Genomic DNA, 19,651 nt, shown 5'->3' with positions numbered 1-19,651 from the left:
CCGTGGTATCGCATTGTTTTCCCGATTCCTGCAATGAATGAGCTGCCAGTTTGTTTTATATGCTGCGGACAGTCTCTTTGTGAGAATAACTGGCAATACCATTCGCATCAATGAAAAACGCCCGGTGTAATTTACACCGGGCGTCTTTTGCATGCAGGCTCAGCGGCTCTTAGGCGGCGTGAACAACGCGGCTTTAGGCGCGGCGGGCTTGCCGCTGCGGCTGCCTTCGGAACGGGCGTTCTGGCCCTGTCCTTGGCGAGGACCGCTGTTGCGCCCATGGCCCGCCGGCTTGCTTTCGGTCTGATGGCGCGGTTTGGACGCCGGGTTGCGCGGCTGTTGGCTGCGTCCCTGTCCTTGGCCGCCACGGCCTTGTCCCTGGCCGCGGCCGCGCGCGCCGCCGCCCATCAGGATCGGCTCCGGCTTGACGTTGAGGTCGGCCTCATAGCCCGGCACGGTGAAGCGCTCGATCGACATCTTGATCAGCTTTTCGATGTCGCGCAGGAAGTTGAACTCGTCGACGCACACCAGCGACAGCGCTTCGCCCGGCGTGCCGGCGCGGCCGGTGCGGCCAATGCGGTGCACATAGTCTTCCGGGACGTTGGGCAGCTCGAAGTTGACCACGTGCGGCAGTTGGTCGATGTCCAGACCGCGCGCGGCGATGTCCGTCGCCACCAGCACCTGCAGCTCGCCGCTCTTGAAGTCGGCCAAGGCGCGGGTGCGCGCGTTCTGGCTCTTGTTGCCGTGGATGGCGGCGGCAGAGATGCCGATCTTTTCCAGCTTCTCCGCCAGGCGGTTGGCGCCGTGCTTGGTGCGGGTGAACACCAGCACCTGGAACCAATTGTGCTCGCGGATGAGATGGATCAATAGATCGGTCTTCTTGTCGCGGTCAACCAGGTGTACCTTCTGCGTCACCAGCTCGTTGGTGGTATTGCGGCGCGCCACTTCCACCAGCTTGGGGTTGTCCAGCAGCTTGTCGGCCAGCGCCTTGATCTCGTCGGAGAAGGTGGCCGAGAACAACAGGTTCTGCCGTTTGGCCGGCAGCTTGGCCAGCACCTTCTTGATGTCGTGGATGAAGCCCATGTCCAGCATGCGGTCCGCTTCGTCCAGCACCAGGATTTCCACGCCGGACAGGTCCACCGTTTTCTGGCCGACATGGTCCAGCAGACGGCCCGGCGTCGCCACCAGGATGTCCACCGACGCGCGCAGCGCCTTGATCTGCGGATTGATGTTGACACCGCCGAACATCACCAGGGACTTCAAGGGCAGGTATTTGCTATAAGTACGGACAGACTCTTCCACCTGAGCGGCCAGCTCGCGGGTGGGGGTCAAGACCAGAGCGCGCGGACGGCCGGCATGGTGGCTGGGCGAGCGCATCAACAGTTGCAGCAACGGCAGCGTGAAGCCGGCGGTTTTGCCGGTGCCGGTCTGGGCGGCGGCCAGCAGGTCGCCGCCTTGCAGCACTTGCGGAATCGCTTGCGCCTGAATCGGGGTAGGCGTGGTATAACCGGTATCGGCTACGGCGCGCAGCAAGGGGTCTGCCAGGCCTAGGTCGGCAAAGGTAAGATCGGACATAATATGCTCCTGCGACGGCCTATCGCAGAACTGCGACCAATCCAGGCTGACGGGATAGTGTGAGTTGAAACTCGTGGAGTGAACAACGTGCGGGACTGGTACTCGCACGAAGCGTCGCAGTGTACAGGCAATCGCTGGCGATGGGAACTCGCCGCCGGCCTCGCCAGCTCTGCCGCAACGATGCGGTGGCTTTTTGTTGTCGTTTTTGAGGATTGAATATGCCCATAGCCCCTACCAGGCTGATAGGCTCTTTGCTGTTGCTGCCGGCGCTGGCGCTGGCCGGCAAGAACGACCGCCTGCATGCCGGCGGCGCCGAACATACAACCGTCGAGGCAGCCAAACCGGTGGCGGAAGCTCCACAGGTCGCCACCGACTTCCACTGCGATCAACCGGCCAACGCCGTGGAAAGCATGATGTGCCAGGACGACGGCCTGACCCGGCTGGACAATCGGCTGGAGAAGTTCTACGCCCAGGCGCTGGCCAAGGCCGATCAGACCGGCAACAATGCGCGCGGCAAACTGATCAACGAACAGAAACGCTGGGTCAAGTCATTGAAGGACTGCATGAAGGAGGAGGATCCCCACATGTGCCTGGGCGACACCTATATCCTGCGCATTTCCCAACTTCAGGCGGCCTGGGCGCTGGCGCCGTCCCTGACACCGTTGCGCTATCTGTGCAAAGGTCAGCCGGACAGCACCATTCTGGCCACCTTCTACCGCACCCGCCCCGCCACCGCCAAACTGGAACGCGGCAATTCGCTGGTCATCGTGCACCAGGGCATCAGCGGCAGCGGCGCGCGCTACCAAGGCCAGGGCGTCGAGTTCTGGATCAAGGGCCGCGACGCCAGCGTCAATTGGCGCGGCGAATCGCTGGAATGCACCACGCAGCCGACGCCGTAAACCCTACCCGTCGCGGGACGGGTCAGCGCAAGCCGGCCGCTGGATTTTGTCAGCCGCGCGCCGCCCCGACATGGCGCCATCGGCGCGCTGCGGTTAGAATCGGTCGCCCGCGCCATCCTGCGCCGGGCGCAACCCGAATCAGCAAAGACCCGCCATGGCCCTGAACGCCACCATCTACAAAGCCACGCTCATCCTGTCCGACATGGACCGCGGCTATTACGCCACTCATTCCCTGACCCTGGCCCAGCACCCGTCGGAAACGCTGGAGCGGATGATGCTGCGCATCGTCGCCTTCGCCCTGCACGCCAGCGACACGCTGGCCTTCACCCGCGGCCTGTGCGCAGACGACGAGCCGGAGCTGTGGCAGAAGAACTATTCCGACGAAATTGAGCTGTGGGTAGAGCTGGGCGAGCCGGACGAAAAACGGCTGAAGAAGGCCTGTTCGCGTTCTGACCGCGTAGCGCTGTACAGCTATGGCGGCCGCGCCAGCGAAGTATGGTGGGGGCAGAATGAGAACAAGCTGTCGCGGCTGGACAAGCTGGAAGTGTTCCGCATCGATTTCGAAGCGTTGCAGGCGTTGGCCGCGCTGGCAGAACGCAGCATGCAACTGACCGCCACCATCCAGGACGGACAGCTATGGCTGTCGAACGACGCTCAGAACATCTTGATCGCGCCGTTGCGGCTGAAGTGACGCGCCAGCCAGCCGCCCAGTCGCCGCCACAGCCCTAGCGGCGGCGGCAGGCCGCCATGCCCCAGTCGCAGCCGCGCCAATTGCCGGCGCTGACGCAGCGTCTGTCCGCCATCGCGCTTGGCGGGCAGGCGGCTCAGAATCACCACCCCGCACGCCTCGCGGCAGCTGCGGCGCAATGCGCTTCGGACGGGAACGGCCATCTCGCTCTCCTGGCTTTGGTCAACGTCAGAAGCGTAAAGAGGTCCAGCTAAATTTGCGGCAAAAAACAGGCCGGCTTGCGTAAAAATTGGCTAAATCCGCGAAGCGCGATTTATGCTGTTCCACGTGAAACCTTGCGGAAAACCGGTCCATGCTTAGCCTGCGTCCCGCTGACAGCGACGACATCCCCCTTATCGCCGCCCTCCACGCGCAAAGCTGGCGCGCGAGCTATCGCGGCATCCTGCCTGACGCCTACCTTGACGAATGCGCCGATGGCGACAGGCTTGCCGTATGGCGTGCCCGCTTCGCCTCCGAAAAGCCGCTCTGGGTGCGCATCGCCTGCTGGGGGGACGAGCCGGTCGGTTTCGTCTGCCTGTTGCCGGACGAGGCGCCGGAACTGGGCATTTACCTGGACAATCTGCATGTGCGCGGCGATCAGCAAGGACGCGGCATCGGCCGGGCGCTGATGGCAGCCGCCGCGGCCGAGGCTTGCCGCATCGCGCCGGGCAGGCCGCTCTATCTTTGGGTCTACCAGCGCAATGCCGCTGCCTGCGCCGTCTATGCCAGGTTAGGCGGCGAAGTGCTTGAGCGCCGCGAGGTGGACACCGCGGCCGGCACCCGCGCCATCGCGCTGCGCTTTCACTGGGCCGACCCTGCCCGGCTTTGCCAGCCAGGAATCTGAGCGCCGGCCACTCTGCGGCGCTTGCAATACACGCCATGGCTACTCTCAAATACCTGCCGCAATATCCGCCGTCGCTGGCGCAACAGGCGCAAACCCTGTTCGACGCCGGAGAGCTGCCCGCCCTGCTGCGCCGCGAATACCCGGACCCGCACGCCGTGCAAACCGACAAGGCGCTGTAGCCATTTGTCTCCGCGCTGAAGCAGCGCTATCTGAAAAACGCGCCGCTGCCGTCCAAGGTAATGTACGGCAATCAACCGCACCCGTTGAAGGCACGCTGGGCACCAACACCACGATTTCCTGGGTGCAGGGCGGCCGGCTGAAAACCAAGAGCGAGATCCGCATCGCCGCGCTGTTCCGCGAACTGCGGCTGCCCTTCTTGCAGATGATCGCCGCTACTCGCCAGTGATGCGGCCTACGACGTGATGCGCAAGTTAAGAAAAATGGACATCATTCAGTCGCGGACTGCGATGATCATGACTGCCCCGTCTGTGAGTAGCCGCCCTCATCCCGAACCATGAGGTACCATAGCGCAATGACCACGCTCAGCTATCTCCGCGGCTATCCTGCCGCCCTGCTCGAACGCATCCAGACCCTGCTGGAGCAAGACCAACTTGGCGCCTGGCTGGAGCGCAAGTATCCGGCACGCCATGACATCCAGACTGACAAGGCGTTGTACCAATACGTGACCGAACTAAAGCAGTGCTATCTGAAGAACGCTCCTGCCGTGGCAAAAGTGCTGTACGACAGCCAGCAACACCCGATGAAAGGCACACTAGGCACCAATACCTTCGTGGTTCGCGTACAGGGTGAAAAACTGAAGAGCAAAAATGAGATCCGGATCGCCGCATTGTTTCGTGACGCGCCAGAAGCGTTTTTACGGATGATCGTGATACATGAGCTTGCTCACTTAAAAGTGAAGGACCACGACAAGGCGTTTTACCAGTTGTGCTGCCATATGGAGCCGGACTACCACCAGTTGGAGTTTGACATGCGGGTATGGTTGACTTGGCGTGAACGCATGTAAGCTCTTTTCGACCGTCATCATCGATTCTGTCGAAGGGCTTGGGTAAACGAAGAGGCCCGGTCGGGCCTCTTCGTATGCGATTGCTTGGTTTGGTCTACCTATCGCGCTCGATGTCGCTGAGCGTTCCGCGTCAGCCCGTCACGCTTCAGTTTTTGCGTCGGCGGCCTCATCGCACCAGTCCGGTAAATTGATAGGTAGCCGGAATGGCCACCGGATACCAGGCGCCGCTGAAGGTGGCGATGATGATGCCGGACAGCAACGCGCCGGCCGCCATCAGTCCGCCGGCAAGCCGGTCGCTGCCGCGCGCCCCTAACCGCGTTTGCAGCAGCCAGCGTAGCGCACAGCCTATATGGGTGAAGTAGGCGACGATGGACAAGAAGTAATAGGGCATGAAGAACAGGAAGTAATTGCCCAGGTGCAGGCCGGCGGCGGCAAAATAGAAATTGGTGTCCACGCCTTGCTCCCATCGCCCGTATAGCACGGCGCTGAGGTGGAACAGCAGAAAGAAAGCGAGGTACAGGCCGGAGTAGGCCTGGGCGTGATCAAAGAAACCATGCCGGAGGCCGCGGCGCGCCCATACGAAATACAGGCCGGATCCTGCCTGGAACAGCACGCAGGCCAACAGCAGCGTTTCCACTGGCGGGAAGCGGTACCACACTCGGTAGGCTCTCATATAGTCGATATGGGCCTGGATGCCGGCCAAGGCGGTCAGGTGGTTGAGCAGGTGGAACAGGATATACAGGCTGATCAGACAGGCAGTCAGGCGGTGTAGCTTGTGCAACATACGATCCCTTTTTGGCGACAGACATGAGCCGGCCGGCACGAGCGCAGTGCCGGCCAGCCTTGCAGCTTAAAGCCGGGGATCGAGCTTTCGGTACTGACTGAAAGCAGGATGGCGTCGACGGTCATGCCATGGCAGAGGTCGCCAGTGGATGCTCGAACCCGATCTCCGCCGTGCGCAGCGCGCGGCGCGCGTAATAGGCGAAGCCGGCCTGGGAGCGCTTCTCCTGCAAAATCCAGTCATGCGCTTCACGCGCCAGCGCCGGCTCCACTTCGCGTATCTCTCCCGCCGCTTCCGCCAGCAGTTGCAGCCGAGCGGCGCGTTCGCATTGGATCGCCATCATGCAGGCCTCTTCCACCGAATGACAGGCCACCACCAAGCCATGGTGGGCCAGCAGCGCCGCGCGCTTGTCCCCCAGCACGCCACTAATGATCTCGCCCTCGCTGTTGCCCACCGGCACGCCGGGCCACTGCGGCAGGAAGGCCACATCGTCGTACAACATGCAGGCGTCCATGTGGGCGATCTTCAACGGACGGCCCAGCATGGACAGCGCCGAAATGTGGGTCGGGTGGGTATGGATGATGCAGCGCACATCCGGCCGCGCCCGGTAGATCCAGCTATGGAAACGATTGGCCGGATTGGGCATGCCGTCGCCCTCCAGCACGTCCAGGTCGGCGTTGACCCGCAGCAGGTTGCCGGCTGTGGTTTCGTCAAAACCCAGGCCCAGCCGCTGAGTGTAGTATTCGCCCGGCAGGTCCGCCCGCGCGGTGATCTGCCCGGCCAGGCCGGAATCGTGGCCCTGCGCGAACAGGATGCGACAAGTCAGCGCCACTTTTTCGCGCAGCGTCCATGCCGGCGCGCCCAGGTGGCGCTCCATCTGCACCTTCGCCCGTTCGATCAAACTCTGCTTGTCCATTGTCATGGTGTCGGTCATGGGATCTCCTTTCTTGAAAAGAGCCGGCCGCTCCGCGCGGGTCCGGCCCGAAGAATACGGAACGCCTCCTGGCACAGGAGGGCCGCGCTCATGCGATGGCGGGCTGGGTGGACGATGCTTCGCGATACGCGGCCTCGATGGAGCTGAAAAACTCCAGTCGCGCGTCCACCAAAGCGTGGCCGGCGCGCAGCATCAGGTCAATCTGCTCCGGCGCCGAGCTGGCGATGTCCAGCATGATGTCGCGTATGGTTTCGGCGTGGCCGTCGTCGCACTCCACATGGATGTGGAAGAACTCGATGTCGCGCCGGGCCGCGCCCAGGGCCTCGAAACCGAGGATGATATCGCCGTACATCGGCGGCACCAGCCCTTCCGCGCCCAGACACAAGGCGCCCAGGCCGGCGGCTGGATTGAGATTGCGGCAATGCTGGAACATGCTGTCGATCAGCCTACGCGTGCCGGCCAGCAGCTGGGCGCCATCCAGCGACACCGAGTAATGCTCCAGCATTTCACGATAGATCAGATGATGCGGGCGCGGGCTGTTCGGCGCCAGTCCCAGTTCCTCGAACAGGTTTTCCGCCAACTCCAGCACTTCTTCATTGCTGGGCAGATTAGCCATCATCGCGCACAGGTAGCGTGTGAAGTAGGCGCTGTACAAGCCTTGCTGCACCAGGAAGATCTTCAGTTCGTCGAGCGAGACTTCGCCGGCGCGACAGCGCGTCAGGAAGGAATGGGAACGGATCCGTTCGATCAATTGCTCTTTGGTCGATTCCAAGAGCGCCATTTGCATGTCCATGCGTTTGCTCCAACAACAAGATTGAGGAGACCCTTTCGGGCCGGCGGATAATGCGTTGCGGCAATGGCACAACCTTGCGGCTGGCGGCGGTGAGCCGCGCGGTGCGGGCCGAGTGCCTGAACTGATTTGGCTTGCCCCGTAAAGCATTTAAATGTCGTCATTTGTCGATAAATTCTAAAAAAATCAACAAATTATCATTTCGCCTCAAAACTATTCTTACGTTGATAAGCATGAATAAATTCATACCCTTCACGAACAATCCTGAATGAATTTTTTGAATAGGAAAACTTTCATTTGTCATTTCACATGGCGGCTGTCAGACTTTTTACAGCAAGATAAATCGTGCGCTCATTACTAATTTGCTGTTAGATCCACAGTTGAAAGTCAGAGAAAGTCAGATGCATCCGCAAGAGCATGTCATCCGCGCTTTGCCCGACCTTCTGTCGGCAGCGACGATTGAGCAGGTCAAACAACACTGCCAGCAACTGGTCTCCAACATTGGTTTGGACTTTTTCTTGATCGGCATGGAATCCATGAACGGCGGCGTTCCCTCGTCTCGGGTGGAAACCAATTACCCGGCGGCCTGGATGGAGCGTTACGCGCGGCTGGAATGGATTGGTAGCGATCCAGTAGTGCACCATTGCCGGCAGTCCGCGGTGCCGCTGATCTGGCACCGCGGCCGCTTTGAGGACGAATTCTCCCAACACCTGTTCGAAGAAGCGTCCGCCTACGGCGTTTCCGCCGGTGTGGCCGCCTCTTTGCGCGGCGTCGGCCGCAGCCAGCCGATGATGATGTCCGTGGCCTGCGATGCCCACGCCGATGCGCGCACTGAACAATGGCTGCAAACGCTGACGCCGACGGTGCACTTGCTGTGCTCCTATGCTTACGAGGCTATTTGCCGCATCGAAGACGCCGGTCAGGCCGCCGAGGTCGGCCTGACCCCGCGCGAGCGCGAGTGCTTGCGCTGGGCGGCTGCGGGCAAAACGTCTTGGGAAACCTCGCGCATCCTGCGCTGCTCCGAATCCACGGTGAATTTTCATATCCGCAACATCATCAACAAGTTGCAAGTGTCCAACCGGCGGCAAGCGGTTGCCAGAGCCTTGGCCCAAGGCCTGATCTCCGCCTGATTCATCCGGCCAGCACCGCGCCGGCGGTGGCCGGCGAATGGCTAGTCAAACCTTGCAGCTCCTGGCGCTTGAGCTTGCCGCTGGGGGTGGTGGCGATGTCGGGCACCAGCTCGATACGGTCCGGTCGCAACGCTTTGGGCCGCAGCTCGCTCTGGGCGCGCTTCATCAAGTCCTCCACCAAAGCCGCGCCCGCGTAGCCGCTGGCTGTGGCCACCACATAAGCGCGCAGCCGGGTAAGTCCTTCGGCGGTAACCACTGGCAGCGCCGCCGCCTTCAGCACCCGTTTGTCTTCCAGCAGGAAGGCTTCCAGCTCTTGAGGACTGACCCAGTAGCCGGCCACCTTGATGCGTTCGCTGTCACGCGAGACGAAGCTCAGGCTCTCGCCGGCGCGCACGAACAGATCGCGGGTGGGGAAGCTGGCTGGCGCCGCTTCGATGACGCCGGCTTCACCGGGACGCAAATAGCCCAGCATCAGGCAGCCGCCGGACAGGTCCAGGGTAAAGGCGCCGGATGGCGCGTCGGCGTCTCCGGCATGCGGCGTCTCCAGGTAACGGAAGCCCTCGACGCGGCGCAGGCCGACTCCGCCGTCGGCGGTCTCTGACAAATAGGGCGCAAAGGTTTCGGTGGTGCCGATGGAGTCCAACATCCGCGAACCCGTCCAGGTTTCCCAGCGCTGGCGAATCGTCGGCGGCAGGCGTTCACCGGCGGAGAAGGACAGCCGCAGCGCGCTGAAGTCATAAGCGCGCTCCGCCCTCGCCATCAGCAGGTGGTACAGAGTGGGCACCGCCAGGAAGGCGGTGACGGATTCGGCCTCAATGGCGTCGAGAAACTCGGCGTGGCGCGCCCATTCCGGCAACAGCACCGCGCTGGCGCCGACGCTGAGCGGAGCGTGCAGGCCCTGCAGGCCGAAGGAGAAGAACGGCCCGGTGCTGGCCAATACTCTGTCTTCTGCGCACAACCCCCACATCGGCCGAGTGACGGTGCGCTCGAATGCCCAGAATGAGCGATGGGAATGCGCGCACAGCTTGGGCCGGCCGGTGGAGCCGGAGGTGGCGAGCACCAGCGCCGGGCTCAGGTCGAAGCTGGCTTCAATATCTCCGACCGCGTGCGCCGCCTCCGGCACGCTCTTGCGCGCCGCCAGCGTCGCCATGTCGGTCATCGCCTCGGCGCGCGGCTGGCACGCGGTGCGATCGGCTAGGATCAGGTCCGGGTCGTAGCTTTGCCACAAGCCTTCGTAATGTTCGGCCGACAGACCCGGATGCACCATGAAGGCGAGCCGCTGTGAACGCATGGCCGCCAGCCAGTAGATTACCGTTTCCAGCGTCGCCGATCCCACCAGCGCCACGCGCTGGCCCGGGCGACGGCCGGCGAGCAGAATATCCAACTCGCGCGCCGCCGTCAGGCTCAGGGTCTGCAATTGGTGATAACTGAGGACGCGGCGCCCCTTGGCGCCGCGTTCGATCAGGGCGACGCAATCGCCGCGCCCGGCGCGCACATGGCGGTCCACCATCAGGTCGACGCAGCCTGGGCTGGAATCAATAGGCATGTCTTGAACCTCTCAAATTTGAAAATGCGGGCCGCCGGCGGCGGCGCGCGCTCAGTTTTCCAAAGTCTCCGCATCCGGCTGCGCCAGGCGGCGGTAGTCCAGTGCGGGCACGCCGCAACGGAACAAGTCGCGCAACCGGGTCATCGTCGACAGGGGATTGGGGCGCTGGAACACATTGCGGCCCACGCAGATGCCGCCTGTGCCGTGGCGGATGACCGCCGCGGCCAGCTCCAGCAGCGCCAGCTCATCGGCCAACGCGCCGCCGGCGAACAGCACCGGGGTATGCTCCTGAATGCCGTCCACCAGTTCCGGAATGGCGTTCAGGTCCTCCGGCGCCGCCACTTTCAGCGCATCCACACCCAGCTCCACCGCCGCGCGCATGAAATGGCGCAAATGGTTGAGCGCCTTGCCCGCCAGCGGCCCCTTGTCGTAGACCATGTTCAGCACCGGCAGGCCGTAGGCGTGAGCCTGGTCCACCACTTGGCCGATCAATTGCAGGTTGTGGCCTGCAGTGTCGGCGGAGAAATTGGTTTGGATCGACACCGCGTCCGCGCCCAGGCGCACCGCGGCTTCCACGCTGGTGACCATCTGCTTGACGTCCGGGTTCGCGCCGATATTGAGCGAGCCGTTCAGGTGGATCATCAGGCCGCAGCCCGGTGCGCCGCCCAGCCGCTGGGCGAAGCCCTTGTGGGCGACGATGCCGGTCACCACCTCCGGGTCCAGCCAGCGGAGCACCTCCTCCACCCGGTTCAGGCCGTCCAGCGGACCCATGGTCAAGCCATGGTCGATGGGAACGATGAGGGCCTTGCCGGATTGCCGGTCTACAAAGCGGGACCAGCGACGTTTGCGTGCCATTTCAGTCATTCAAGCCTCCTTGTGGCTGTATGTGTCCAACAGTCGATCAGCCTTCGCTCAGCACCGAACGAATCGGCCGGCGCAGTATCTTGCGGGTGGGGATCGCGCTGGCCAGCGCGGCCAGAATGACCACGCCCACCAGAGTCAAGACGTAAACCGGAGCCACCCAGGCCACTTCGACCGGCACCGCGTTGCTGGAGCCGGGCGGAATCCACATGATCTTGGCGGCGCGCACCACCCAGGTGACGCCCAGCGCGCAAGCGATGCCCGTCAGCGCCGCGGCCGCGGCTAGCCAGCTGTTCTCCAGCGCGGTGAGCATCATCACGAAACGGCGGGTGAAGCCCAGGCTGCGCAGCGTGGCGAATTCGCGCGCGCGTTGAGCGAAGTTCATATAACTGGCGTTGAGCAGACTGGTGAAGCCGACGATGCCGGCGACGATGGCGATGAAGTTGAGGAAGCCGCTCAGCACCGTCTTGAACTGCTGATAGAAGGCTGCGCGGTCGGACCAACGGAACACAGTCACGTCCAGGCCGGCGGCTTTGAGCTTGGCGGACAGCCGGTCGCGCGCGGCGTCCATATCGGCGCCCTCGACCAACAACACATGGTATTCGCTGATTTCCTTGGTATTGAGCAAGGCCTGCGCGTCGGCCATGGGCATCACCACCAGGCGGTCGTTGATTTCCTTGATGCCCCAATCCATGATGCCGGTGGGCAGCGCCTGGGTAGCGTTGATCCGCGCCGAACCCCGGGTGGAAACCGTCAGCTCCAGCGGCCCGGGCGGGCACTGCATCGGTCTGGACGCCGGCGTTTGCCCCGGCTGCGTCGGAGCGAAGCCGACCTTAGGCACTTCGCAGCCCAGAATCGCCGCCAGGCCCTGCCCCAGCACCAGCGGATGCGCGCGGGTTTCCTGCCACAGCGGCGTGCCGGCCACCACGTCGTATTCGTAAGCGGGCCCCTTGATGCGGCGGATTTCCTGCACATCTTGGCCGATGCCGGCGAAGATGGTGCTGACCCGGGCATTGGACACCATGCCCGAAATGCGCAGAATCCGGGCCCGGGCCGCCACATCCGCATCCTCGGATAGCACCCGGTCGATACCGCTCTGCATCGCGGCGGTGATCGGATTTTGGCCCGCGCCCTCCACTTCCCGGGCCAGCTGCGACGACGGCCGCTCGATCACCAGATGGCCGCGCGCGCCCCAGCGCATGAAGGCGTTCTGGATCAGCTCCAGATTGGACTGCATGTAGCCGGCCAACAGGCATAGCGCCAGAATCGACACCGCCATCACCACCAGCGTGCCAACGGATTTGCGTCCCTGCCGCCGCACATTGCGCAGTGACATGCTCAACAATAATTTGGCGTTCATCTCGCGGCCTCCCTTACATGGTCATCAGCGTGTCCAGCGCGAACAGGCTGTCCGGCGGATTGCTGGGCGACACCTGGACGTATTGCAGGCGGCTGTAGCGATCAGGGAAGTTGGCGTTGACGATCTTCATGACGGACACGAAGGGTTGCTCGCGGCCGTTGACCTTGACCTTGTTGCCATACTCGAACGTGGCGGTCTTGAACACCGCCCCGCCGGCGGTGAGAAAGTCGGCCTTCACGCCCATCAGGCTGCGCTTGTCCAGGTAATAAACAATGCTCTCGTAGGTGGCGCCCGGCGTTGCGGCGGTCAGCTTCAGCTTGTGGCAGTCCACGCCGTTGACCTGGGCGCTGCCCGCATAAGCCGGCGCATAGTCGCGCGCGTACTGGGTGGCGGCGATGTCGCCGTTGGCGGCCTCGCCCACCAGCCGCTGCTGCGGGCTGATGCTGACAGGCTTGCGCAAGCCGGGCTTGGCATACCACATCGCCCGCGAGGCGATCAGAATTTTCTCGCCCTGATAGCGCTTGGGTTCCACCGTGCGGGCCAGCGCCTTGCCGTCGCGCACTGCGATGTCGTAAGTGGTGGTGGTGGTGCCGGCCGGGTCTTCGGTGTGTATGCTCAGCGACCATTTGTAGGCGCCCCAGCCGCCTCGGGCCAGATCAGCCTTATGCAGCCAGTCGCGCATGGTCGCCTCGTTGGGCGCGTCTTCAGCGTGGGCCAGGCTGGCGGTCAGCATGGTGGCCAACATCAGGCAGGTGGTGGTGGCCAACAGCCGGGTCAGCGGCACCGATTTCCCATTGGCCTTGACCTCGCCCCCGATGCGTTTGCGCGCGGTGACAGCCGCGCCCAGCGCGATGCCCAGGGCCACCACGGCGCTGGCGGCCAGCGCCCAGCCCAGCGGCAGATCCAGCGCCAGCTTCACCGGTTCGGCGATGCGCGGCAATTGGGTTTGCAGATTGGCGGAGAGGATTGCGTAAATCGTCATATAAGCGACTCCCAGGGCCAAGCAGCCCGCTATCAGTGTGGTCAGCACGCTTTCCCGCACGAACAGACCGGCGATCTTGCCGCGGCTGAAGCCCATGGCGCGCAGCATGCCTATTTCGCGGGTGCGGTCGGCCACATTCATGGCTACCGTGTGCTGAATGGTGGTAAGGGCGATCACAAACACCACGGCGCCGGTGAAGGCGAACACCATGTTGAAGAAGCCCATGAAACTGACGTAAAGCTGGCCGATTTGCGGGTGATTCCAGGTAGTCACCTCGTAGCGGCCCGGCGCCTGGCGCTCCAGCCGCGCCGCCAGGGCGTCGCGGTAGGCGATGGCGTTGCCGCGGTCGTCCAGCTGGATCACCACGCGCGACACCGCGTCAGTGTCGTACAGCGATTGCAGCAGATTGAGCGGCGCTTTCAGGCCCTTGTCCTCGATCGCCTCGATGCCGGTGGAAAACTCGCCGCTCAACGGCGCCTCCACCGCGTTGAGGCGGTTGGAATAGGAGGCGCCGAACAGCTGCAAGTCACCGCCCTTGCCCGGCGCGCCCAGCAAGTCCTGCAACTGGCGGGTCAGCAACAGGCCGTCGCGGCCCAGTGCCGACGGCGGCGCGGCCAGCGGGCTCTCCGCCTGCAGCGCGGCCTCGAAGGCCGGGTCGATGCCGCGGCCGAGGAAGACCGCGTTATGGCCGCCGGCGTTGACCATGCCGACGCCTACCAATTGGTCCGACACGCGGCGGAAGTGCGGCAGCGCCTGCGCTTGCTTATGCAGCATCTGCTGCTCGGCGCGGTCCAGCGAATACTGCGCAGGCGTCGCGGCCAATTGCTCCGGCCCGTCCTTGCGGTAGATCTGCACGTGCGCGTTGGCGTCGCGATAGATCACCACCGAGGCCAGCGAGCCTTCGACGAAGCGGATGTAGCCGAGAAACAGCAGCACGGCCAGCAAGCCGACCCCTACTGCCACCACCGTGGCTAGCGTGCGGCGCTGATCGCGGTACAGATTGCGAAATGCCATTCCCCACATCACATCACCTCGTAACGGTCGGTTTGCGGAACAAAGCCGTCGCGCGGCGCGGCCGCAGGCAGCTCGCGGGTCACCGACAGCGTGCCGTCGCGCAGCTCCACGATGCGGCGGACGTGCTGCAGCAGCCTGTCATCATGAGTGGAGAACACGAAGGTCACGCCCTGTTCGGCGTTCAACTGCTTCATCAGCTCCACCAGCGCGATGGCGTTGGTCGTGTCCAGGCTGGCTGTGGGTTCGTCCGCCAGGATCAGCTGCGGGCGCGTCACCAGCGCGCGCGCCACCGCCACCCGTTGGCGCTGGCCGCCGGAGAGCTGGTCCGGACGGAAGCCGGCGAAGCGCTCCAGGCCCACGGCGCGCAACGCCTCGGCCACGCGCTGACGCGTTTCCTGCCGCGACAACGCGTGCAAGTGCAGCGGCAGGGCCACGTTTTCCTCCGCGGTCAGCACCGGAATCAGGTTGAAGTTCTGGAAAATCATGCCGAAGGTGCGGCTGCGCAACTGGTCCAGCGCCGGCTCGCTCAGGGCGTTGACCGCCTTGCCCATCACTTTCACTTCGCCGTCCGAGGGCGAGTCCAGGCAGCCGATCAGATTGAGCATGGTGGTCTTGCCGCTGCCGCTAGGGCCAGTGATGGCGACGAAATCGCCGGGCTGGACTTGGAAGTCGACGCCATCGAGCGCCACCACCTCGACATCGCCAAGCTGGTAGCGCTTGGTGACCGATGCAAATTCAACTAGGTACACGGCAATCCTCCGAAAAAATCTTGATCAGGTTAGAAATGGATTTCCAGCGCCAGGTAGGCGTTGCGTGGCAAGGCCCTGGTCTGCTTCAAATCGTCCGTCACCCGGCTGCGGGACACGCCCAAGTAAACGGTGGCGGCGTCGCCGGGACTGAAGGACAGCTCGACAAAAGCGTCGGAGCTGGGCCGGTCCAGCCCCTGTTGCCAGCGCGCGGTCAAGCCCCAGCGCCGGTCGCCGAACAACTTGGGCCAGGTGGTTTGCAGCAGCGCGTAACGCTGCTGCGCGAACGGATGCAGCGGCCGGTTATGCGAGGGCTTGCTGCCGCTGGACGGCGCGGCGGCAAGCAGCGGATTGGCCCGCTCTTCCGGCGTCATCGCATAACCGTTGTAAATCAACTCCAAGCCGATCTCGGCGCCGGAAGCCAGCCCATAGCGCAGGCCGAGCGTGCCATCCCAGCGCCAGCGCTCGTCGTCCTGGGCCAGCCACGGCCCGGCGGTGTCGCGCCGCGCGTAGCCGCGCGAAGCGGCGAACTCGCCGCTCAGGGTCCAGGCGTCGTCCAGACCGTACTGCGCATAGCCGCCGAAATAGGGCTGGAAGCCGCCGCCGCCGGCCGCCACCGCCCCCAAGGTGGCCGATGGCTCGGTGACCCAATTCCATTCGCCGCGCGCCAGCATGAACAGGCCGTCGCCGTCGCGGACGCCCGGCACCGGGTCCAGATTGGGATTGGCCGCCAGCAGATTGAGCCGGCCGCGCTCGGATATCGGCAGGCTGGCGAAGGCCATCGGCTTGCCGGCGATTTCACGCCGCGGCGTCACCGCGCCGTTGTCCGGGAACAGCCGGTTGGTGGGGCTGTACAACATCGACGGCCCCCAGCCGATCAGGCGCTTGCCGGCGCCGATTTCGCCTCGGCCGACCGGCGCGATGGCGTAGCCTTCCAACAGCGGCTCCGGCCGCTGTGACGGCAACGCGTCCGGCTTGGACTCCTCTCCCAGCCAAAAGCGCGGTTTCAACACCGCGCGGCTGCCGTCGCAGGCGCCGCTCTCGCATTTCAGTCGCAGATCCAGCCGCAGCTCCGCGTCGCTGCGCTGGCTGACACCGCCGCCCAGCGCCGGATACAGCCGGCCGCGCTCATGGATCAGCTGCAGCAGCGCGTCATGCTCAAACCGCAGCCCGCCGGTTTCCTCGGCGGCGTCTTCGGCCTGGCTTGCGCCGGCGCTCAGCGCCAGCAAGGCGCCGCTCAGGATGGCCGCAATTCGGCAATGGAAACGGCTGCGCATGCAAGACTCGCGGTAGTGGTGGCGGAAGCCTGCAATTGCGCGTTGTAGCGCTCGCGCAGACGACGTTTCAAGGTTTTGCCGGTGGCGCCGATGGGGAAGTCCTCCCAGGGCAGAATCCACAGATGCGCCAACTGCTGCGCTGGCTCCAGCTGGCGATTGAGTTCCCGCAACAGGACGTCCGCCGCCACCGGAGCGGCGCCCTCGCACAAGGCCACCACCGCCGCCGGCCGCTCCGGCGCGTCCGGTTCCGGCCGCACGCCGAACACCGACACGTCCAGCACGCCGTCGCGCTTGAGCAACACCTCTTCCAACGGCAGGGTGTACACCGGCCCGTCCGGGGCGTGGATCACGTCCACCTCGCGGTCCAGATGGATCATTTCCCCGTCTGCGGCCTCGCGCACCACATCGCCGGTGAACCACCAGCCATCGCGCGAAGAGGCGTACAGCACGTCGTGCGCGTTCCAGTAGCCGCCGAACATGCTCTTGCCCTTGATCATCAGCAGGCCGGGACGGCCCTTGGCCACCGGCAGCCCCTCGCTGTCCGCTACCTTGATCCGCGGCCCCAGCGGTGTCTTGCGGCCGACGCGGCGATCGAAACGGCGGGTCCATGGCGTGGCGATGCGCAGCAAGGCGGCGATGCCCACCTCGCTGGAGCCTAGGCCGTCGATGAACAGCGAGCCGCTGACGGGCAGCCCCAGCCGCCGGAAAAACGAACCTTTCGGCAAAAACGTCCGTTGCTGGACTTCATGGCTGGCGTCGGCGGTGGTTCCCCAGATGCGCACGCTGCTCAGCGATCGCTTGGCTGCGCCGGCGATCATCAGCCGGGTGTAGGTGATCGGGAAGCCGAAGAATATGGTTGGACGCCGCTGTTCCAGCTGCCGCAACAGATCATGCGGGTCCAGGTCGCCGTTGATGATGCAGCGCATCCCTAGCAGCAAGGTGTTATGCAGGTAAAGCTGCGATACCTGATGGTTCATCGGCAAGGCAAAGCATGCCAAGTCGCGCGGCGATATCAGGTTGAACAGCAGGGTCGAGCGTAACGATTGGGCGATGCCCTCGCTCTTGAGTATGACGCCTTTGGGGATGCCGGTTGTACCGGAGGTATGGACGATGTAAAGCGGGTCTTCGGGGCCGCGAGCCACACTTGGCGCGGTGTGCGGGGATTGCCGCAGCAGCTCGGACAGCGCATGGACGCGATCCGCTGCCGTCGGCGGGAAGCCGTCGGCCAGCACGGTTTGATGGACGCAGGCCGGCAGATACGAACGCACGCGCTCCCAACTGGCGCAATCGGCGATCAATAGGCGGGCGCCGACGCGGGACAGATATAAGCCGGCGGTTTCGGGCGCTACGTTGGCGTTCATCGGCACGGCAATGGCGCCCAGGCGGATCGCGGCGACAGAAAACAGGAAATAGTCGAAGTCGTTGGCTTTATAGATGGCCACCCGGTCGCCGCGCGCCACGCCCAGGCTGTGCCAGCATGCGGACAAGGCATTGACGGCGTCGAGCAATTGGCCGGCGGTCCAGACCCGGCGATCGGTCCAGCGCATTGGCCGGGCCAACTCGATCAACTCGCGAAAGCCATGGCGCCGCGCGGCGGTTTCGAGCACGGTGTCGATGCGGTTGTCCCAGCGGGCCAAGAGGGTCAGCCGGACGGGAAACCCCAAATGGACGAAAACGAAGATAAGGTAGCCCAGTACGGCGAACGCGAGGGCGGCAAAGAAGTAGCTCATGGCGGCATCCATCCGGGGTTAGAGAGTCGGTTCGAGTTCGTCGAGCAATTGCTGCAGTCGATTCAGCAGAGGCGCTGCGAATTGCTGGCTGATATCGCTGAATGCGGCGCGACGGTAGACCACGTCCAACTGCATCCGCCCATTGACCGTAGGGGTATAGAGAATGAAGTCGTACGGCGGCACCACGCAGCCAAAGCCGATGAACTGCCGGGTGGGGTGCCGCGGCGAACCGAAGCTAGAGAAATCCTCCTCGATGCGTCCGGGGTTGGAGTAGCAGGCGTTCGTGCCTTGGCAGTACTCGAGCAGTTTGCGCGCAAGGCCGTGCAGCGACGGGATGCGCAGCGCCAGCAGCAGCGCTTCCAGCCGGCCCAGCTCGTCGCTCACTTGCCGATCGGCCCGCGCCGCGCCGATGGCCCGATGCACGGCTTGGACCAGCGCGCTCGCCGCGAGCCCCTGGCGGATGCGGATCTTGCTGGGCACCAGGTAATTGCGGAAGCTTTGGTCGTAATGTTCGTCGATCAGCCGACGCAGGCTGACGGCGCAGGTAATTCTCAACATGCCCCTAGCATGCCCGCCGCTTTGCTCGAGATGCCGCGCCAGCGCCGCGCACAGCAAGGTATTGAGGGTGACGCCGCTGGCGCGCGCCACCCGCGCCAGCCGGGCGGACAGTGCCTCGGGTATGACGCTGTGAAAGAAATCCAGCTCGCCGATATCCGGCTGCGCGGCATGGCCCTCCCAACGCGAGCCGGTTAACGGCACGCGCAAGCCGACATCGCGGTGCACCAAGTCGGCGGCCACGCTGCAAAAGCCGCGCAGCCAGCGCATGGTTCGCGCCAGCGGGCGGTACCAGTCCGGCCGGATCTCGGGCAGGGTATTGAACGGCAGCGGTTTCATGACGGGCGGCATGGCCGTCGCGCCGCTCAAATGGGCGTAGTGGTCGATGATGCGCCGAAACAGCAGGCTGTCGCTGCGCGCGTCGGCTACGCCGTGGTGCGTGCTTAAATAGACGCAACTGCTGCCGCGATCCGTCGAGGTGACCAACAGCAGTTGAATGGGCGGACGCTCGCGCCAGTTGAGCCGGTTGTGGAAACTGAAGTCCATCAGCAAGCGGCGCAAGGCGGCGTCGCCGAGATCGCACGGGCCCTCGCATTCGCGATGCGCGACGAGGCGGTGCGGCTGAACGAAGGCGTCGGCGCGCAGCTCGGCGCGGCCTGCGAGCGGTTGCGCGCGCAACAGCGGGATGCCCGACATGGCCAGACGCGCGCTCTGTTCCAACAGCGACGCGTCCAGGCAGCCTTCGACGACGAGTATTTGGTTGGTGTTGACGTTGGTCAGCTCGCCCAAGTGGACGAACAGCTCCGACAAGGCATCGAGTCGCCGTGCCTCCGCGACAGTCGCGCGGACAGGTTGCGTGGCGGTCTGAGAGATCACGGC

19 protein-coding genes are annotated in these 19,651 nt (G+C 64.2%); 6 read left to right on the top strand and 13 right to left on the bottom strand.

Annotated features, from left to right (window positions below; genetic code table 11):
* Nucleotides 1–159 precede the first annotated feature (159 nt).
* Entirely contained in the window at nt 160–1,572 is a 1,413-nt protein-coding gene (locus tag QUG01_RS15690; protein WP_500830906.1) for a DEAD/DEAH box helicase, read from the bottom strand.
* A 218-nt stretch (nt 1,573–1,790) separates the two neighbouring features.
* Here QUG01_RS15690 and QUG01_RS15685 point away from each other — a divergent pair, with 218 nt between their 5' ends.
* Both QUG01_RS15685 and QUG01_RS15680 read left to right on the top strand, forming a co-directional pair.
* Entirely contained in the window at nt 1,791–2,471 is a 681-nt protein-coding gene (locus QUG01_RS15685; protein WP_500830905.1) for an MliC family protein, read from the top strand.
* Between the two features lie 154 nt (nt 2,472–2,625).
* Nucleotides 2,626–3,162 carry a YaeQ family protein gene (locus tag QUG01_RS15680; RefSeq protein WP_043625763.1) on the top strand — a complete coding sequence of 179 codons (537 nt, stop codon included), beginning with the start codon at nt 2,626–2,628 and terminating at the stop codon, nt 3,160–3,162.
* Here QUG01_RS15680 and QUG01_RS15675 read toward each other — a convergent pair.
* A complete protein-coding gene (locus tag QUG01_RS15675; protein ID WP_500830904.1) occupies nt 3,126–3,362 on the bottom strand; it encodes a hypothetical protein in 237 nt (78 codons plus the stop codon). The two genes, QUG01_RS15680 and QUG01_RS15675, sit on opposite strands and share 37 nt — an antisense overlap.
* 149 nt (nt 3,363–3,511) lie before the next feature.
* Here QUG01_RS15675 and QUG01_RS15670 point away from each other — a divergent pair, with 149 nt between their 5' ends.
* From QUG01_RS15670 to QUG01_RS15660, 3 genes are all read left to right on the top strand, one after another.
* A complete protein-coding gene (locus tag QUG01_RS15670) occupies nt 3,512–4,042 on the top strand; it encodes a GNAT family N-acetyltransferase (RefSeq protein ID WP_500830903.1) in 531 nt (176 codons plus the stop codon).
* A gap of 35 nt (nt 4,043–4,077) precedes the next feature.
* Complete coding sequence (locus QUG01_RS15665; RefSeq protein ID WP_500830902.1) at nt 4,078–4,221, top strand: hypothetical protein; 144 nt, start codon at nt 4,078–4,080, stop codon at nt 4,219–4,221.
* Nucleotides 4,222–4,574: 353 nt separating this feature from the next.
* Entirely contained in the window at nt 4,575–5,066 is a 492-nt protein-coding gene (locus QUG01_RS15660) for a M48 metallopeptidase family protein (RefSeq protein ID WP_500830901.1), read from the top strand.
* A gap of 166 nt (nt 5,067–5,232) precedes the next feature.
* On the opposite strand, the gene QUG01_RS15655 is transcribed toward QUG01_RS15660, so the two are convergent.
* The 3 genes from QUG01_RS15655 to QUG01_RS15645 form a co-directional block, all read right to left on the bottom strand.
* Entirely contained in the window at nt 5,233–5,850 is a 618-nt protein-coding gene (locus tag QUG01_RS15655; RefSeq protein WP_500830900.1) for a hypothetical protein, read from the bottom strand.
* Nucleotides 5,851–5,971: 121 nt separating this feature from the next.
* Nucleotides 5,972–6,781, bottom strand: a complete 810-nt coding sequence (locus QUG01_RS15650) for an aldolase (RefSeq protein ID WP_500830899.1) — start codon at nt 6,779–6,781, stop codon at nt 5,972–5,974.
* 88 nt (nt 6,782–6,869) lie between these two features.
* Entirely contained in the window at nt 6,870–7,574 is a 705-nt protein-coding gene (locus QUG01_RS15645; RefSeq protein ID WP_043625746.1) for an iron-containing redox enzyme family protein, read from the bottom strand.
* A 398-nt stretch (nt 7,575–7,972) separates the two neighbouring features.
* Here QUG01_RS15645 and QUG01_RS15640 point away from each other — a divergent pair, with 398 nt between their 5' ends.
* Complete coding sequence (locus QUG01_RS15640) at nt 7,973–8,701, top strand: autoinducer binding domain-containing protein (RefSeq protein WP_500830898.1); 729 nt, start codon at nt 7,973–7,975, stop codon at nt 8,699–8,701.
* A 1-nt stretch (nt 8,702) separates the two neighbouring features.
* On the opposite strand, the gene QUG01_RS15635 is transcribed toward QUG01_RS15640, so the two are convergent.
* Genes QUG01_RS15635 through QUG01_RS15600 form a run of 8 tightly spaced genes read right to left on the bottom strand, consistent with a single transcriptional unit; the run spans nt 8,703 to nt 19,648 of the window.
* Nucleotides 8,703–10,247 carry a class I adenylate-forming enzyme family protein gene (locus QUG01_RS15635; RefSeq protein WP_500830897.1) on the bottom strand — a complete coding sequence of 515 codons (1,545 nt, stop codon included), beginning with the start codon at nt 10,245–10,247 and terminating at the stop codon, nt 8,703–8,705.
* Nucleotides 10,248–10,298: 51 nt separating this feature from the next.
* Nucleotides 10,299–11,111 carry a class I fructose-bisphosphate aldolase gene (locus QUG01_RS15630; protein ID WP_500830896.1) on the bottom strand — a complete coding sequence of 271 codons (813 nt, stop codon included), beginning with the start codon at nt 11,109–11,111 and terminating at the stop codon, nt 10,299–10,301.
* A 37-nt stretch (nt 11,112–11,148) separates the two neighbouring features.
* Nucleotides 11,149–12,468 (bottom strand): ABC transporter permease, encoded by a 1,320-nt coding sequence (locus tag QUG01_RS15625; RefSeq protein WP_500830895.1) that lies wholly within the window; start codon nt 12,466–12,468, stop codon nt 11,149–11,151.
* A gap of 13 nt (nt 12,469–12,481) precedes the next feature.
* Nucleotides 12,482–14,464, bottom strand: coding sequence for an outer membrane lipoprotein-sorting protein (locus QUG01_RS15620; RefSeq protein ID WP_500830894.1), 1,983 nt, complete (start codon nt 14,462–14,464; stop codon nt 12,482–12,484).
* Between the two features lie 8 nt (nt 14,465–14,472).
* Nucleotides 14,473–15,213: an ABC transporter ATP-binding protein gene (locus QUG01_RS15615; RefSeq protein WP_500830893.1), complete on the bottom strand. Its 741-nt coding sequence runs from the start codon at nt 15,211–15,213 to the stop codon at nt 14,473–14,475.
* A gap of 29 nt (nt 15,214–15,242) precedes the next feature.
* A complete protein-coding gene (locus tag QUG01_RS15610) occupies nt 15,243–16,487 on the bottom strand; it encodes a hypothetical protein (RefSeq protein ID WP_500830892.1) in 1,245 nt (414 codons plus the stop codon).
* Nucleotides 16,448–18,217: a class I adenylate-forming enzyme family protein gene (locus QUG01_RS15605; RefSeq protein WP_500830891.1), complete on the bottom strand. Its 1,770-nt coding sequence runs from the start codon at nt 18,215–18,217 to the stop codon at nt 16,448–16,450. The genes QUG01_RS15610 and QUG01_RS15605 overlap by 40 nt, the downstream gene beginning before the upstream one ends.
* A gap of 18 nt (nt 18,218–18,235) precedes the next feature.
* On the bottom strand, nt 18,236–19,648 hold the full coding sequence (locus QUG01_RS15600) for a hypothetical protein (protein WP_500830890.1): 1,413 nt from the start codon (nt 19,646–19,648) through the stop codon (nt 18,236–18,238).
* Between the last annotated feature and the right edge of the window lie 3 nt (nt 19,649–19,651).

This window comes from Chromobacterium sp. CCUG 76385, from assembly GCF_059916625.1.
This window is presented reverse-complemented; position numbering and strand designations above follow the sequence as displayed.

Excerpts from the sequence above, each read along its gene's own strand:
- QUG01_RS15690 (WP_500830906.1), bottom strand. The coding sequence starts at position 1,572 with ATGTCCGATCTTACCTTTGCCGACCTAGGCCTGGCAGACCCCTTGCTG.
- QUG01_RS15685 (WP_500830905.1), top strand. The coding sequence starts at position 1,791 with ATGCCCATAGCCCCTACCAGGCTGATAGGCTCTTTGCTGTTGCTGCCG.
- QUG01_RS15680 (WP_043625763.1), top strand. The coding sequence starts at position 2,626 with ATGGCCCTGAACGCCACCATCTACAAAGCCACGCTCATCCTGTCCGAC.
- QUG01_RS15675 (WP_500830904.1), bottom strand. The coding sequence starts at position 3,362 with ATGGCCGTTCCCGTCCGAAGCGCATTGCGCCGCAGCTGCCGCGAGGCG.
- QUG01_RS15670 (WP_500830903.1), top strand. The coding sequence starts at position 3,512 with ATGCTTAGCCTGCGTCCCGCTGACAGCGACGACATCCCCCTTATCGCC.
- QUG01_RS15665 (WP_500830902.1), top strand. The coding sequence starts at position 4,078 with ATGGCTACTCTCAAATACCTGCCGCAATATCCGCCGTCGCTGGCGCAA.
- QUG01_RS15660 (WP_500830901.1), top strand. The coding sequence starts at position 4,575 with ATGACCACGCTCAGCTATCTCCGCGGCTATCCTGCCGCCCTGCTCGAA.
- QUG01_RS15655 (WP_500830900.1), bottom strand. The coding sequence starts at position 5,850 with ATGTTGCACAAGCTACACCGCCTGACTGCCTGTCTGATCAGCCTGTAT.
- QUG01_RS15650 (WP_500830899.1), bottom strand. The coding sequence starts at position 6,781 with ATGACCGACACCATGACAATGGACAAGCAGAGTTTGATCGAACGGGCG.
- QUG01_RS15645 (WP_043625746.1), bottom strand. The coding sequence starts at position 7,574 with ATGGACATGCAAATGGCGCTCTTGGAATCGACCAAAGAGCAATTGATC.
- QUG01_RS15640 (WP_500830898.1), top strand. The coding sequence starts at position 7,973 with ATGCATCCGCAAGAGCATGTCATCCGCGCTTTGCCCGACCTTCTGTCG.
- QUG01_RS15635 (WP_500830897.1), bottom strand. The coding sequence starts at position 10,247 with ATGCCTATTGATTCCAGCCCAGGCTGCGTCGACCTGATGGTGGACCGC.
- QUG01_RS15630 (WP_500830896.1), bottom strand. The coding sequence starts at position 11,111 with ATGACTGAAATGGCACGCAAACGTCGCTGGTCCCGCTTTGTAGACCGG.
- QUG01_RS15625 (WP_500830895.1), bottom strand. The coding sequence starts at position 12,468 with ATGAACGCCAAATTATTGTTGAGCATGTCACTGCGCAATGTGCGGCGG.
- QUG01_RS15620 (WP_500830894.1), bottom strand. The coding sequence starts at position 14,464 with ATGGCATTTCGCAATCTGTACCGCGATCAGCGCCGCACGCTAGCCACG.
- QUG01_RS15610 (WP_500830892.1), bottom strand. The coding sequence starts at position 16,487 with ATGCGCAGCCGTTTCCATTGCCGAATTGCGGCCATCCTGAGCGGCGCC.
- QUG01_RS15605 (WP_500830891.1), bottom strand. The coding sequence starts at position 18,217 with ATGAGCTACTTCTTTGCCGCCCTCGCGTTCGCCGTACTGGGCTACCTT.